Source organism: Paenibacillus camelliae (genome assembly GCF_023715345.1).
Classification (GTDB): Bacteria; Bacillota; Bacilli; order Paenibacillales; family Paenibacillaceae; genus Pristimantibacillus; species Pristimantibacillus camelliae.
The window spans coordinates 1176005-1191782 of sequence record NZ_JAMBNY010000001.1; the positions used below are offsets into that span (position 1 = coordinate 1176005).

16 protein-coding genes are annotated in these 15778 nt (G+C 41.8%); 2 read left to right on the top strand and 14 right to left on the bottom strand.

Annotated elements, in window-relative coordinates:
• Positions 1-78: 78 nt before the first annotated feature.
• The 6 genes from M3180_RS05295 to M3180_RS05320 all read right to left on the bottom strand — a co-directional run bounded on the left by M3180_RS05295 (position 79) and on the right by M3180_RS05320 (position 4736).
• Positions 79-369, bottom strand: a complete 291-nt coding sequence (locus M3180_RS05295; RefSeq protein ID WP_251666233.1) for a metal-sulfur cluster assembly factor — start codon at positions 367-369, stop codon at positions 79-81.
• 297 nt (positions 370-666) lie between these two features.
• Positions 667-1899: a cbb3-type cytochrome c oxidase subunit I gene (locus tag M3180_RS05300; protein ID WP_251666234.1), complete on the bottom strand. Its 1233-nt coding sequence runs from the start codon at positions 1897-1899 to the stop codon at positions 667-669.
• Positions 1900-1913: 14 nt separating this feature from the next.
• Positions 1914-2489 carry a DUF2249 domain-containing protein gene (locus M3180_RS05305; protein WP_251666235.1) on the bottom strand — a complete coding sequence of 192 codons (576 nt, stop codon included), beginning with the start codon at positions 2487-2489 and terminating at the stop codon, positions 1914-1916.
• A 107-nt stretch (positions 2490-2596) separates the two neighbouring features.
• Positions 2597-3289, bottom strand: a complete 693-nt coding sequence (locus tag M3180_RS05310) for a Crp/Fnr family transcriptional regulator (RefSeq protein WP_251666236.1) — start codon at positions 3287-3289, stop codon at positions 2597-2599.
• Positions 3290-3332: 43 nt separating this feature from the next.
• On the bottom strand, positions 3333-3746 hold the full coding sequence (locus M3180_RS05315) for a YlbF/YmcA family competence regulator (protein WP_251666237.1): 414 nt from the start codon (positions 3744-3746) through the stop codon (positions 3333-3335).
• Positions 3747-3779: 33 nt separating this feature from the next.
• Positions 3780-4736 carry a multicopper oxidase domain-containing protein gene (locus tag M3180_RS05320; protein WP_251666238.1) on the bottom strand — a complete coding sequence of 319 codons (957 nt, stop codon included), beginning with the start codon at positions 4734-4736 and terminating at the stop codon, positions 3780-3782.
• A 247-nt stretch (positions 4737-4983) separates the two neighbouring features.
• Between M3180_RS05320 and M3180_RS05325 the strand changes: the two genes are divergently transcribed.
• Both M3180_RS05325 and M3180_RS05330 read left to right on the top strand, forming a co-directional pair.
• The gene (locus tag M3180_RS05325; protein ID WP_251666239.1) at positions 4984-6663 is read left to right on the top strand and encodes an SGNH/GDSL hydrolase family protein; all 1680 of its coding nucleotides are present in this window, start codon (positions 4984-4986) and stop codon (positions 6661-6663) included.
• Between the two features lie 99 nt (positions 6664-6762).
• Positions 6763-7635 (top strand): helix-turn-helix transcriptional regulator, encoded by an 873-nt coding sequence (locus tag M3180_RS05330; RefSeq protein ID WP_251666370.1) that lies wholly within the window; start codon positions 6763-6765, stop codon positions 7633-7635.
• 85 nt (positions 7636-7720) lie between these two features.
• On the opposite strand, the gene M3180_RS05335 is transcribed toward M3180_RS05330, so the two are convergent.
• The 8 genes from M3180_RS05335 to M3180_RS05370 form a co-directional block, all read right to left on the bottom strand.
• A complete protein-coding gene (locus M3180_RS05335; RefSeq protein WP_251666371.1) occupies positions 7721-8794 on the bottom strand; it encodes a Gfo/Idh/MocA family protein in 1074 nt (357 codons plus the stop codon).
• Positions 8795-8830: 36 nt separating this feature from the next.
• A complete protein-coding gene (locus tag M3180_RS05340) occupies positions 8831-10018 on the bottom strand; it encodes a Gfo/Idh/MocA family protein (protein ID WP_251666240.1) in 1188 nt (395 codons plus the stop codon).
• Between the two features lie 115 nt (positions 10019-10133).
• Positions 10134-10565 carry a BlaI/MecI/CopY family transcriptional regulator gene (locus tag M3180_RS05345; protein ID WP_251666241.1) on the bottom strand — a complete coding sequence of 144 codons (432 nt, stop codon included), beginning with the start codon at positions 10563-10565 and terminating at the stop codon, positions 10134-10136.
• Positions 10566-10721: 156 nt separating this feature from the next.
• Positions 10722-11030 (bottom strand): cytochrome aa3 quinol oxidase subunit IV, encoded by a 309-nt coding sequence (qoxD, locus tag M3180_RS05350; RefSeq protein WP_251666242.1) that lies wholly within the window; start codon positions 11028-11030, stop codon positions 10722-10724.
• Positions 11030-11641 carry a cytochrome aa3 quinol oxidase subunit III gene (qoxC, locus tag M3180_RS05355; protein WP_251666243.1) on the bottom strand — a complete coding sequence of 204 codons (612 nt, stop codon included), beginning with the start codon at positions 11639-11641 and terminating at the stop codon, positions 11030-11032. The genes qoxD and qoxC overlap by 1 nt, the downstream gene beginning before the upstream one ends.
• Positions 11642-11644: 3 nt before the next feature.
• Entirely contained in the window at positions 11645-13603 is a 1959-nt protein-coding gene (gene qoxB / locus M3180_RS05360; RefSeq protein WP_251666244.1) for a cytochrome aa3 quinol oxidase subunit I, read from the bottom strand.
• A gap of 17 nt (positions 13604-13620) precedes the next feature.
• Entirely contained in the window at positions 13621-14577 is a 957-nt protein-coding gene (qoxA, locus tag M3180_RS05365; protein WP_251666245.1) for a cytochrome aa3 quinol oxidase subunit II, read from the bottom strand.
• A gap of 205 nt (positions 14578-14782) precedes the next feature.
• Positions 14783-15487: a response regulator transcription factor gene (locus M3180_RS05370; RefSeq protein ID WP_251666246.1), complete on the bottom strand. Its 705-nt coding sequence runs from the start codon at positions 15485-15487 to the stop codon at positions 14783-14785.
• Positions 15488-15778: the final 291 nt, after the last annotated feature.

Consider the following 15778-nt stretch of genomic DNA (forward strand, 5'->3'; position numbering starts at 1 on the left):
ACCATATGCTCGAAGCAAGCTTCTTGTTCATTTTCATATAAGCCGCATAGGATTCGTACATCCTTATGCTAGAATCTATTAACAGCCTAGCATATCCTTTGCCCAATCTGACATTTTACTCGGGTTCCATGCAGGCTCCCATACGACATCGACTTCAATCTTCGGTTTTTCATCCTTTAACACCCACTCGACTGCGCCTACGATTGTGTCATGCATCGGGCAGCCTGGCGTCGTTAACGTCATGCGAACGTAAAGCTTATCTGTTTCTTCACGAACTTCATAAATTAGTCCCAGGTCAACGACGTTAATGCCGAGCTCAGGATCATATACCTCCTTGAGGAGGGTGAGGTAGTGTTCATCATTAACCATTAATCTCATCTCCTTTTATATAGGTAATTCAAAATATTTAACTTTGATCACGATGCTGCACTGTATGTTTATTCGGCTTCGAATATTGAATTCAGCCGGGCCTTCCGGTACTCACGTACCTATTGCGTACGCTGCGTTCCTCAGTCCCTAGCTTCTTTCAATCTTCTCGGTGCTGAAAGCTAAAATTTTGAACCTTTATTGGATTGGTAGCTATAAATGTTCAACTTTGATCACGATGCTGCACTGTATGTTTATTCGGCTTCGAATATTGAATTCAGCCGATCTATTCCGATGCCGCTACCTTCTGAACACTGAGCTGATCAATGCAATGTAGAAGAAGGAGCATAGAGTAAATATGATTCCCACGATTGAAATAAGCAGCTTGGTGTCTGAAAGCAGCCCCGCAATCATCAATGCACTACTTACTGCTATTGCTGTTAAACACAATTGCACTTTGCGATCATTCAACAGGTCACTCATTACTGGTGTGCCTCGTTTTCCTGCCTGCTTACCATACTTGTGTGTCCACCATAAGAATGGAATAATTTTTGAAGCATAGCTTAATATCATGAGTGAAACCCAGCCACCAAGGTATAGCCAGCCTGCCAAGCGTACAACCTCTTGAGTCAGCAGCTTCTCTGGCTGCCAAAAGCTATACATTAAAGCGAGAGCCGCGATTATTGCAAAGGCTTGGTTAAAGTACATCGACCACTGAATGCCCGCACCTGGGTTTCGTTTGTGACGATGCTTACGAATTTGCAGCAAATGTACATTATATACAATGATGGCGGCGGTGAGGATTGCTATCGCAAGCTGCAGCATCCTTGGTGCTCCGCCAAGCAGGAAGCACAGCGCACCTGCAATAACAGCTGCATTCCATAGGATCATTGTTACCTTCTGCAGTTTCTCTGGATAATTGTGCGACAGGTAAAACATTGGGAGCATCTTGTAGCTAAAGCCTGTTATCAATAAACCAAACCATCCGATGGTGCCGAGCCATATATGCGCCCCGTACAACCGACCATGCAGCTCAATCCAATAGCCTAGTGCTAGATTCAATCCCATCAATAATCCTGAAACTGCAGTAAGCACAAGATAGATTACCGCACATGAAGCGCTAATCGTCACCGTATTCCACAGCTTCGCACGATACAGTGTAATGGCCATATTGTAGGCGAAAACTAGAATACTGATCATCAGGATCGTTGCGCTTATTGCTATCCAGTAGATCGCCCCTTGATGGAAGCCATATAACACGCCAACTAAACCGACTGTAAAAAGCACGTAGTGAATATAGCCTAGCTTTTCACTGTAAATGTTGCGCTGCAGAATAACATGGATAAGCTGATATATAGCGCCCATCGCAAGCATCGTCGCCCAGCCTAACACAAACAAATGAATATGAAACCATCCGCTAGGTCCGCGCAGCTCCTCAGCGAGCCATTGTGTAAGAGACAGCAAGGAAGCGGTATGGAACGCAACAAAGCCTAGAATTCCAGTTATAATAAACAAGAATGGGAGACGTGACATTGATAACTCCCTCCTTATACCTTTCGAATTTTGATCTTTGCTGAACCATCCGCTTGCTCTTCTACCTCATAAGGACATCCCAAGCTATTAAGCTCCTCAATAAGAAATACGGGGACTCGATCATTATGAATGTGCACCTCATCACCAGCATGACAGCGATCGATCGCAGCTAGCGTACGCATCATAGGCTTTGGTGGCTCAAGTCCACGGTTGTCTAGCCGAATGATCTTACTATCCTTTGCAGGCTCATCATCAAAGTTAATCTGATCAGTTTCTGCACCCTCTTGCAACCGAATATCATTCTCAATTAATATATCTTCTTTACTATCATCTTCGAGCCAATGCTTATTGCTCTTATGGACAAATGTCGTGATCCAGTGCTCCTTGCTTATTTGTTCAGCTTTGCCGATTAGCCCCTTCATCTTTAGCAGGCCGAGCAGCGGTGTCGGCTTGAATGTAGCATGCAGCAGGAAAATCTCCTTTTTATCGAGCGTCTTTACCGTATCCATAATAAGCTGAAATGGCTCTAGCTTTTTTCGCAAGTGAGGTCGAACATCAAGCTCAACGACGTTAGCTTCTTTTCTCTCCATAATTGTGCGCCTCCTTTACATTACTAAGCGACGAGCTTATTTACTTCTTGCTGATTTTCACTTGGAATACTGTTGGACCTTGTTCAATTTACTTGATAAGCTCAAATTTATTTAGTTTCCCGAAGCTGCTTTAACGCCTCTAGATCCTTCACAATAATACGATTTCGTTCTACTTGAATCAGGCCTTCCTTATTTAATTGGCTAAGCAGGCGATTAACTGATTCTCTCGTTGTGCCAACACAATTGGCAAACTCTTGGTTTGTTACCGGCAAATTTATCGTAATAACCTCAGCTTTACTAAGCCCATGCTGCTCAGCTAGCAGTAGTAAAAAGGAAAGAATGCGATGCTTTACATCGAGCTCAGACAGCATTTGCAGCTTATCTTGAAGCTCTTTAATTTTATCTCCCATCACACGCATCATCTTTATAGCAATGCTAGGCATTTGCATCATGAGGCCTTCAAACGTTGCAACGGATATTGCTAACAACGAGGTTTCCACAATGGCTTCTGCAGTAGCAGGGTAAGGATTAGCATTAAACAATCCAGTGTGTGGAAACATGTCACCAGCCTTCAGAAAGGATACGATTTGCTCATGTCCGCTCTCATCAGTTTTATAGGTTTTGATAAGACCCTCTTGGATGAAATAAACTGCTTCCTTATGACTGCCTTCCGTAAATATGATGGACTTTTTTGCTGCGATGCGCTGACTGCAAATTTCTTCTACCTGCCTCAGCTCCTCATCGTTCAGATCCTGGAACAGCATAAAATCCTTTAGCATTCGGTTCGTACTTTTCGTCATAGGCTACCTCTTTCGTTCATCGTTCATTAGGCTAACGATAAAGTTAATGTCCACCACAAGCACCGCCGCAGCCGCAGCCTTCCTTCTTCAATTCACTTAGCTCTGGCAATCTGTCAAACTCGATCGTTTTGTTGTAAAATTGGCTCATTAGACGGTGCAGCTTACCAAACTCCTGCTCGGCGTATAAATATTGGCGAATAACTGGATTTTCATATAAAGCCATCTCCTCCTGCTCATAACTACGAAGCTCCTCAGCTGTTAACTGCTCCCTTTCTTCCTTCTGTTCCAGCTCCTGCTGATGCTGTAAGAAACGCTTATATTGCTGTACAGCTTCCTCGTCATGGACGAATTGATTAATCATTGCTCGTAAGCTTTTATACGACTCCTGCTGGAGCAGCTCCTTGCATAGCTCTGCCACTTTATCAATTAAGGTTTGATTAGCTAGTGTAATAATCATCCTTTTTCCTCCTTAGTTTTTCTTTGATAGCCACTACTCTGTTACTCTAATCTTTCCTATTGCTCCTTTAGCTGCATGATTGAGCTGATGTGTTAGAAATGAATATTCTCCAGCTTCCGTCACCGTAAACTCAACAATCGCTCCACCGCCTGCTGGGAGCATAACCGTCTGCATCCCCTTCAATACATTGCTCGGATTACCGTCCAAATAAACGGTATCCATTATCGTCCCTACGACATGGAACGAGGAAACCTCATTAGGGCCAGCGTTAGCTACATATAATCTAATCTTCTCCCCAGCTTTAGCCTCTAAAGGATTGTTCGTTAACGCTTGAGCACTTCCATTAAATACAACATATTGCGGCTCTCCATTTTCCAGTGCTTCATAATCGTCATAGGGATACCACTCACTTTGTACGATCGTATATTCACGATCAACCTCATCATCTGTAGGGTAGCCTAGCTCTGGCTCAACGATAATAACGCCATACATCCCATTAGCTACATGAAGAATCATTGGTGCGGTACCGCAGTGATACATAAACACTCCAGGACTGTTAGCAGGATATACAAAGCTCCCTTCCTCGTCTGGCATAACATCGAGAAATTTTTCACTTGGTGCAGCATGCACAGCGTGAAAGTCCATGGAATGCGGAACATTCGGATCTAAGTTCTTTAACGTGAAATGAATCGTATCTCCTTGCTTAACTGTTAACACAGGGCCAGGTACGGTTCCATTGAAGGTCCAAGCATTAAAGATCTCTCCCTCGGATATTTCAATATTTGTTACTTGCGAGGTCATCTCAATATACACATCATCTCCATCACGAGTAATGACTGGATCGACAGGAGGTTGATCAATCAACGTTTGCGAAGCTGTAGCTGAGCTCGAGACTTCATTGGGTTCCTTCTTTGAAGTAATTGCACATCCAGCAAGAACGACAACAATCAACAACAGCAACCATAGCTGCATCATATAACGTTTTTTCATCTTTGCTCCCTCCATCTCGTTCGTTATAATCCAAGGTTTGATTTTCTCTATACGTATACGATACGACAGAGCTAAACTATAAAGTGTGATGAGGAACACATTTTTCGAACTGTCACTAATCCGTAATAAATATCCTTCCTATGAAATTATTTAGTTTTATCAGTAAAATCCATGCTTTGAGAGGTTTTTATTTTAGTCAGATTACGATAAGATGTGCAGATAATGCGATAGAAAGGAAGACATCAATATGAGCAATCAAAAAGAGCGCAAAGGCTTTTACATTATGCTTGATTCAATGATTGAGGCATCTCCTAAACCGGATGGAAAATTTGTACAGGACATATATTTGGAAGGTCGACTTGTTGATTTAGCAAAATATACAGGTGGAGTTACCGATGAGAGTATCCTGCAATTGCTGAAAAACTGTGAAGGATTTCAACAATTCGTTCACAGCATTGGTGTATCCATTACCACACAAGAGGCTTCAAGCGACGTTATCTTTACACTAGAAAATTGGGGGAAAACAAGTAAATATGAATCTGGCTCTCGTATGAGTGTAAAATGTCCTGCTGATGGGACAGAAATGATCATAAATGTGAGCGATTTCAATTTATCTGCCGAGGATGATGTTCCAGGTAAATTTACATTTGAATTCCAGCAGGCTGGGTTGCTTGCAACCGCAAACGTAATCTTCTACGTCAATGAAGGCTATGATGTACCTAAGCTTGAAGCTGATGAGCCTGTTGATTTTCAATCACGAGCTTACGAGAATATGATTAGCCGATCCTTGTTACATCAGGGGAACAATAAACGTCTAAAGGCTGCGATCGAGAAAGCTAAAAGAGGAGAAGATGTAACAATCGCTTATATTGGCGGGTCCATTACACAAGGTGCAGGTGCCAAGCCGATCAACCATGCATGCTATGCTTACCAATCGTACAGCATCTTCAAAAGGCTATTTGGGCAACATGGAGGCGAGCATATTCACTTTATTAAAGCAGGAGTAGGTGGTACCCCATCTGAGCTTGGAATGCTACGCTATGAGCGAGATGTGCTGAAAAACGGAGCGGTGCAGCCGGACATCGTCATTGTGGAGTTTGCCGTTAACGATGCCGACGATGAAACTGCTGGTAAATGCTACGAAAGCCTTGTGCTTAAAGCACTTTCTGCTGGCAATGAGCCTGCAGTTATTTTACTGTTCAGCGTATTCATTAATGACTGGAACCTGCAGGATCGATTGGCCCCAGTAGGCTTCCATTATGATCTTCCTATGGTTAGCGTAAAGGACGCTGTTGTTGAGCAGTTTTATTTATCGAAAGCAGAGGGCAATGTTGTTACGAAAAGACAGTACTTCTATGACAGCTATCATCCAACGAATACTGGTCATACGATTATGGCTGACAGTCTTGGTTATCTGTTTGCCGAGACGGACCGTGCTGCGATAAGTGTACAGGATATTGAGCTAAACAAAGCACCGGTAATCGGCAATGACTTTGTCACGGTTCGTTTGTTGGATAGAGAAAGCAATACGCATGTTGCACACATCGTAGAAGGCAGCTTCAGTGCTGTCGATACAGAGCTGCAACTGGCTGAAATGGACGATCAACCACACGGTACACCGCAGTTTCCTTACAACTGGATGCATACAGACAGCTCCGGCAACGATAGCTTTATGATGAAGATCAGCAGCAAAGCACTGCTGCTAATTTACAAGGATTCTGGCAATCAGGCATTTGGCAGCGCACAAATTTTGATTGATGGAGAGATTGTAAAAACGGTCGATCCGCTTGCAATCAGCTGGACTCATTGCCATGCCGTTATCCTTTATAATGAGCAGTACTCAAGCGAGCATACCGTCGAAATACGGATGGATCCAGAGCATAAGCAGAAGCACTTTACAATACTCGGATTTGGTTATGTTGAATAAATGTGAATATATATAAATTGAGGGCTTGAAATTCTCGTATCATTCGATATATTGAAGGTATGTTCCGTACTTGTTCAATAGGAGTGAGTGCACTTGGCTATGAGATTCGTCGCTAACGCTACTCTGAATGAGGAGCCACTATATTTTGCTTATAGACGAAGCAGCTCTAATAATCAGCTTAAAGAAACGTTTCACTCTCATCGTGGTACAGAAATTTTATTCATTCATCAAGGCAAAGGCACGATGATCGTCAATAACATCAGCTATGACATCAGACCCGGAATGCTATGTATATTTCAGCCCTTTCAGCTTCACCATCTTAAGCTGGATTATTCTGACCAGCAAGTCTTTGAACGCTCGCTCGCAACCTTTGAACCAAGCATGTTCGAGTGCTATTTTGAGCAATGGCCTGCTCTACATGCGTTTTACAAGCATATTAACTTAAGCGAGCTAGAATCTCCCTGTATTTATGATATAGAGGAGAATCACGAGCTCGTAACGGTATTTTTAGGCATGCAGCAAAAGCTTATAAGCTTACCGGAGACGGAACAGCTCGAGGAGGTTTCTTTGTTTCTTATCTCCCTGTTCCGTAGTCTTAAGCCATTATGGATGAAGCAGCAAGCAAACAGCGTGCCGTTCCGCACACGCAAAAATCATCAGGTCGAGCATATGCTGCATTGGATCGAGAAGCATTATACAGCTCCTTTCCAGCTGCAAAGCATGGCTAAGGCGCTGCATCTATCGCCCTATCATTTGTCACATCTGTTCAAAGAGATGGTCGGGATTAGTATTACTGATTACATTGCTACACGTAGAATACATCAGGCAGTCACACTGCTCACAACTACGGATAAGTCGATCCAACTGATTGCAGAGGAAATTGGAATAACGAACACCTCTTATTTTTGCAAATTTTTCAAGTCTCGTATGGGGATAACTCCACATCAATATCGTAAAAAGTGGAACAAGTAATTACTCCCGTCCCATTATTGTTATTAATTAGTAATTAAAAAGCTCGAGCTGCCAGATTCATTGAACCCGCAGCTCGAGCTTTTATCTATTCGATCTGTGTCGCGTTAGACTGAGCAATGACGCTTAATTCTGCCGCCTTGAAGGCATGCTCCTGTGTCATCGCATTCTCAGTGCGATGTATGCAGTCAAGGATCAGCTGTCCAAAGTAAGGATAACCGACCTGCCCAGATATATTCAAGCGATGCTCCCCTTCGCCATTAACGAGGTACACATTACCTGAACCTTGCTCTCTTCCGATATCCACATATTTTCTCAGTTCAATATAGCCTTCTGTCCCTAGTATAACGGTACGTCCATCTCCCCAAGTTGAAAGACCATCTGGTGTAAACCAGTCTACACGGAAATATCCTGTAGCTCCGTTATCAGCAACTAAGGTTGCATCGCCAAAATCCTCGAATTTCACATGTTGTTTGTTATGATAATTCGCTATTTTACTATGCACAACCTCAGCATTTTTCGCGCCTGTATAATATAAAAATTGCTCGATTTGATGACTGCCGATATCACATAGAATACCGCCAAATCTATCTCTATCAAAAAACCAATGCGGTCGGTGCTTCGCATTAAGTCGGTGAGGTCCTAAGCCAAGCACCTGAATAACACGACCAATAGCTCCCTGATCAATAAGCTGCCCAGCGTATACTGCACTTTCTACGTGCAGACGCTCGCTATAATAGACTGCATACTTTCGATTTGTTTCAGCTACTTTTTGCTTCGCCCGCTCCAGCTGCTCTAAGGTGGTTAGCGGCGCTTTATCTGCAAAGTAATCCTTGCCATGTGACATCGCACGAAGCCCTACATCGCAGCGATCCGATGGAATAGCTGCACTAGCGACGAGCGCAATTCGTTCATCCTGCAAAATCTCTTGCTCTGAGCGTGCCACCTTTACTGTAGGGTATTTCTGCTGAAACGCTGCGACCTTCGCTGGATCTGGATCATATACCCAATCCAGCTGAGCACCAGCTTCAATAAGTCCATTGCACATTCCATAAATATGTCCGTGATCCAGTCCTATTGCTGCTATGCGAAATTCTCCTGGTGAAACAACTGGGTTAGGCTTTCCTTTAGGCGCATAAAACATTCCGCTCTTATTATCCATCATCAGCTCTTCCTTCCTATATTTTCTCCAGAATCATTACTCACTCTTGCCACTCTTAGATGAACGATCACTTGCTCCAGAAAGACTGCCTGTAGTAATCGCTAAGTCAGCGAAGTTTTCAACATGGCTTTTCTTCTCGTAAAAGTATGTCGCGTTTTTCAATATTCCTTCTCGTGTATAGAAGGGATCGTCTGGCTGTAGCGGCAGCTTCACGCTTTGACCAGTGCTTGCAGATTTATAAATGCTCATAATGAGCTCCAACGTTTCACGTCCACTAATACCATCTATGAGCACAGGTGCGCCTGTCTCAATTGCTGTCAATACATTGTCAATCTGAGCAGCATGCCCTTCGTGTTGAAGATCCTGCATGCCATCATAATACTGTTGAATCTCTTGCTCAAGCTGTGAATCTCGTTCAGGAAAACCATTGGGCTTACTAACCGATGCAGTAAGCTTCCATGGCACGGACACACGAGCATTTGATCCTTGGAAAATAAGCTGCTGCTCTTCTCCATGATGAACGACCGAGCTTGTAATCTGTCCAAGCGTTCCATCTGGAAAACGTAGCATGGCGATCGATAAATCTTCAATCTCAGCATTATCGTGTGCAACATTGCTCATAAATGCTTGTACTTCACTTGGACGACCACGCATCCATAGCAGAGCGTCGATATGGTGTACTGCATGATTCAAGGTTGGACCTCCGCCTTCCTTCTCCCATGTTCCACGCCACCATAGATCATAGTAGCAATGCCCGCGCCACCAATAAGAGTCTACTTGTGTATGAAGGATTTTCCCTGCTAAGCCACTGTCCAGTACTGACTTCAGCTTCATCATTGGATTTCTAAAACGGTTCTGTGCAATAACGGACACGATCTTACCATTGTTAGAGGCTGCCTCATTAATCTCATCACATTCCTTAAGTGAGGAAGCCATCGGTTTTTCTATAATGACATTACTACCTGCATTTAAGAAATCAATAGCGATTTCCGCATGTGAATATGGAGGCGTGCAAATCGACACCAGATCGATATCCTCCAGCAGCAGCTCCTTATAATCCTGCAAAGCTTTTGCTTCAAGACCATATTTCTCTATTCTTTGTTGAGCCTTATCAACGTACAGATCACATATCGCTACGATGCTGCAACGGTCCTTGAAGTTCAAATATCCTTCGATATGTGCTGTAGAAATCGCCCCTGCTCCAATAATTGCAACCTTTAACATGTCAATCCTCCATTCGTTTATCTATGATTTCATGCTTGCACTATCACTATAAACGAAGCAGTAAACACATTGTCCTGCTATAAGGCTACAAAAATAACGCTATGTTGCGGAAATTTTACTTTCGCAGCATAGCGTTAATCTCATCAAGCTTATTCTGTAATCTTTCAAGCAGCTCAGGATCTGATCCATCTAGCCGATCTATAAAATGATCTATAATAATGGAGCCAAAATCATTGATTAAGCCGTCTGTTACCGCCTTTGTTTGCTCAATGATAAATTGCTCTTTACTTTGCAAAGGAGAAAATAACGTTAAACGGTTTCTCCCTCCACCTGAGGTCTCCTTATGTAGAACCTCTTTTTCAGCTAGCCTCATCATGACGGTCATGACGGCATTAAAGGAGATAGGACTCTCTTGATTAAGTATTTCATGTGCTTGCTTAATGGTGAGCTTTTCTTTTTCCCACAAGATATTCATAACCTTGGCTTCTAAGGAGCCGAAGAAACGACAGATCCCTACTTCGTTTAAATTAATTTTTTTAACGATCATTATTGTAATTTTCCTCTCGATAAGCCATTTTATTTCATTTTATCACAATTTTCTTGGCGAGGAATTACTGTTTTTACCATTTCCTTTCTCCAGAAATAAAAAAAGAAGCAAAAGAGCCTATTAAGCTCTCTTGCTTCTTCTCTATTATTGATCCTATTAATGCATTGAGTTCATGACCCAGACACTTCCTGCAACAATGACTATTGCGAAAAATGCAGCTGAAAACATTTTACCTAACTGCCATTTCCCCTGCTCTCCCTCTGTTACGTGCATAAACATGAACAGCTGAACAGCCGCTTGAATAAATGCGATAGCAAATACGATAATAGCAATTTGACTATAGGATAAGTCGGTAATCTTTCCAACCCATACGGCTGCAAAGGTTAATAAAATCGATAGGAGGAAACCAATAACCTGTGACCATGGGAAACGATTCGCTTGAACGTTTTTGTTTTCCGTTTCCATTATTTCACCATCCCTAATAGATAAACTCCTGTGAATACGAAGATCCATACAAAGTCTAGGAAGTGCCAGTATAAGCTAGATACAAAAACCTTTTTAGCCGTATCTGGCGTTAGACCTCTTTTCAGTGCCTGAAAAATAATTAGCGTTATCCATACAATACCAATTGCTACGTGGACGCCGTGCGTTCCAGTTAATAGATAGAACGAAGACCAAAGCGCGTTCGTGCCAAGCGTAGCGCCTGAGTGCACAAGATGAATAAATTCAGCAATTTCCATATATAGAAAGCCTGCACCGAATAATAACGTAATAACGAGCCATACAACCATTGCTTTAATGTTGTTTCTTCGCATTTCATGAATAGCTAAGCCGGATGTAAAGCTGCTCGTCAGCAAGACGATCGTCATTATAATGGTGTAGTTAAAGTCAAAGACATCAATGGGAAGAGGTCCCTCCATCACACCATCTTTAAGCGCAAAATATGCTGCATACAAGGTAGAGAATAAAGCCACCTCTGCCCCTAAGAAAATCCAAAAACCTAAAATATTCAATTTACCCGTTTCAGTTTGGTATTCCAAAGGCACATTTGTATTTAACTTATTTGTATTTTCCATTACTTAGGCCTCCTTATGAAACGGTTGTTCTAATCTTTTAATTTCTTCAACACTTACATAGTATCCCTTGTCGTACACATGGGAACGAAGTGAACGGAAGATCATGCAACCAAATGAACCTGCAATACCCAATATCGCCATCCACCATATCTCAAAAACTAGACCGAAGCCAGCAATAAAGAAGAATATGGACATGACAAAAGGCGTACCAGTGTTATTCGGCATATGAATTGGTTCATATTCGATATCCTTTTTATTAGCTGTCCCTTCTTGCTTCATCTGCCAGAATGCATCAACATCCTTCACGACAGGTGTAACTGGGAAATTATAATGCGGAGGCACTGCAGTTGCTGTTGCCCATTCTAACGTACGACCGTTCCAGGAATCTCCTGTCGTCTCCATCTTCGAATGACGCAAGCTGTAATATACGTTGTACACGATAATAACAAAACCAATTCCCATTCCAACCGCACCAATCGTTGAAACCACGTTCAATGCTGTCCATCCATCCTCTGGAAGGTACGTGTAGACACGTCTTGGCATACCAGCAAAACCTAATAGGAACTGTGGTAAGAAGCAGACATTAAATCCAATTGTAAAGAACCAAAATGCCCATTTACCAATTGGTTCATTCATTTTATGGCCAAACATTTTAGGGTACCAATATACAAAGCCTGCGAAGCAAGCAAACACAACACCGGCAATTAACGTATAGTGGAAGTGAGCAATGAGGAAGTACGTGTTATGGTACTGGAAGTCAGCAGCTGCCATTCCAAGCATTACACCTGTTACCCCACCAATAACGAATGTAGGAATAAACGCAAGTGCCCACATCATTGCTGCAGTAAATTGTATTCGGGCTTTATATAGCGTCCCCAGCCAGTTAAAGATCTTGATCCCTGTTGGAATCGCAATGGCCATCGTCGTGATCGAGAAGATGTTATTGACATTGGCGCTTCCTCCCATTGTATAGAAATGGTGTACCCAAACAAGGAAGCTTAAGCCCGAAATCACGACTAGAGAAATAATCATCGATTTATGGCCAAACAATGTTTTTCTCGAGAAGGTTGCAATAACCTCTGAGAATATACCAAATGCAGGCAATACAACAATGTAAACCTCAGGATGCCCCCATAGCCAGAAAAAGTTGGCCCAGAGCATCGGATTACCGCCCGCTGTCAGTGTAAAGAAATGCGTTCCGAACAATCTATCGAATGTCATCATGGCTAGCGTTACTGTTAGAATTGGAAACGCAAAAACAATGATAAACGAAGTAATTAACGTCGTCCAAGAGAACATTGGCATACGCAGCAACGTCATACCCGGTGCACGCATTTTTATAATCGTTACGATAAAGTTAATCCCTGTTAATAGGGTACCAATTCCTGAAACCTGTAGCCCAAGTAAATAATAGTTTATTCCTGGTCCAGGGCTTCCCTCGATAGCTAACGGTGCATAGTTTGTCCAACCCGCATCCGGCGATCCTCCGAAAACAAAGGAAATATTAAAGAGGATTGCTCCGAAGAAGAATGACCAGAAGCTTAAGTTATTTAGATAAGGGAATGCTACATCTCTTGCTCCTATTTGCAGTGGAACGACAACGTTCATAAGTCCAAGTAGAAACGGCATGGCCATGAATAGGATCATAATCGTTCCATGCGTCGTAAAAATCTCATTATAATGCTGTGATGATAGGAACGAGGCATTAGGCACTGTTAGCTGTGCTCTCATCAATAAAGCGTCAACGCCACCGCGGAACAGCATTAATAATGCAGATATGATATACATGATTCCAATGCGTTTATGGTCGACGGTCGTAATCCATTCCGTCCAAAGCCATTTCCATTTTTTAAAGTACGTAAGAACAAATACAAGTACAATGACCGTTAATAAAATCGATATATTTGCTCCTACAATCATTGGATCATTTAAAATTAAATTGTCCTTAATAAATTCAACCATCTAGATTTCGTCCCTTCTTAATGGTTCGAGTGAGATCCATTATTTGAAACTTGTTTATATTCTTCCGTAGTAATTTTTACTCCTTTGATTTCAACTCCATATTTCTCACGAATATGCATTGCATAGGTAGCGTCGATTCCATGATCTACAAAGTCCAAGTGAGTGGATGAAAACGTCATTTCCCCAACGTTATCAGGGAGCATTAATTTCTCATAGGTAGTTTCATCTAGCTTTGGTGCATTTTCTTGTGTTTCCTTCACCCAGCTTTGATAGCTGTCTTCATCCAATGCAACCATATTAAACTGTTGATGAGTCATACCTTCACCAGTAAAGTTAGAGTTTCTACCTTTGTATTCTCCTGGCTCATCAACCTGTAAATAGAGTTCATTCACCATGCCTGGCATACCATAGATTTGCCCTCCGATCTGTGGTACCCAGAAGGAAGCCATAGAATCTGCGGCAGTAATCTTAAATAAGATTGGATGGTCTTCCGGAACATTTACATAGTTAACTGTTTCGATATTTTCTTCTGGATAACTGAATATCCACTTCCAATCTGCTGCAGTCGCATGTATAACAATCGGTTCCTTACCAGCAGTTGATGCTGGCGGCTGCTTTAAGTCATAAAGAGCTTTAGCGTTAGGTATCGCTAAGGCGATGACAATGATAACTGGAATAGCTGTCCAGATGATCTCTAGCTTTACGCTTCCATGCATATCAGGTTTATAGTTTTTGCTATCAACATTTTTATGGTCTCGATACTTGATCACCATATATGTAAACAAAACATAAACAACAACTAAGATAGCGAGCATAAAGTAGATGGAATACATAATAAGATCCTTTTGAATCTCTCCAACAGGTCCTTTAGGATCCAGTACGATCAGATCTGCTTGAAAACCTAATACAGTAATAACGATTAGTGATACTAAACTTAGCATGATGATTAACCAGGTTTTATAATTTTTGAACATACTCGTTCAGCTCACCTTCCTTTCTAATGATGCTAGTTTTCGATTCTCTCAATATGCTACAACAATAAAACTACGTTTCGTAGTATAAAAAATTAATGTCACAGTTTATTCAATCTTTGTTCACTAGTCACTCACAGGTTACTCATAACTTGTTCACAAATCCGAAATGTCTCTACCTTCAGCTAATCCCAGCTTCTAATTTTAGTCAAATCTCAAAAATATAACCTACTCGCCATACTGTTTTAATGGTAGAAGCAGTCTCCGGAGATATTTTGCTAAATTTATCGCGAAGCCTCTTAATTGCGGTATCCACTGTCCTTGTGTCCAGGCTCTGCTCATCGCTCCAAACCGCTTGGAGTAGCTCATCCCGTGACAAAATTTTATTGGGCCAGCTCGTCAAATATTGCAGCAATTCATATTCCTTAGGTGTGAGATAAATCTCTTTACCACCTCCGGTAATCCGATGAGCCTCCCACTCAATCACCGCATTCGGCAAACGAATTTGATTCTTATCTTGCTCTATAACAGTAGAATCATTAGTAGTCGCTCTTCTAAACGTAGCCTTCACACGATGCAGCATTTCAGCTTTAATATATGGCTTCAATATATAATCATCCATGCCCGCTCGTAGGCTGCTAAGCATATTTTTTTCTTCACCATTTGATATGAGGACGATAATAGGCGTTTCTTTTATTTTTCTAACGATATTACATACATCGGCTCCATTGATTCCGGGCAGCTCTAATTCTACGATAATAAGATCATAGTCTCCTTCTATTAATAGCTGAATTCCCGTTTCGCCATCCACCGCTCCCTCTACTTCAAAGCCTTCTTTCTCAAGAAAATGCTTGAGCTTGCTTCTCTCGCTTTCATTGCTATCGATAATAAGAATTTTTTTAAGAGCTTTCATCCTATAAAACTTCCTTTCACAAAAGGCGTATTTCTATTACACTACAATGTTTAGTTTGAAATGGTATAAAAATAAGAGAACTCGACAAACGCGAGATCTCTTTTCGTCAGATTACTCTCAAAATTCCTTAAACATAATGGACTGTATACGACTTCACCGCTGACTAATTACTTTTTATTCGTTACTAACTTGTAATCATATTAACATAGGAATAACTGACCATTCAAACGATTGAGGCCAAAAGACGTATACATATGTACGAATTGTGTACAAAAAGCAAAATAGTACACT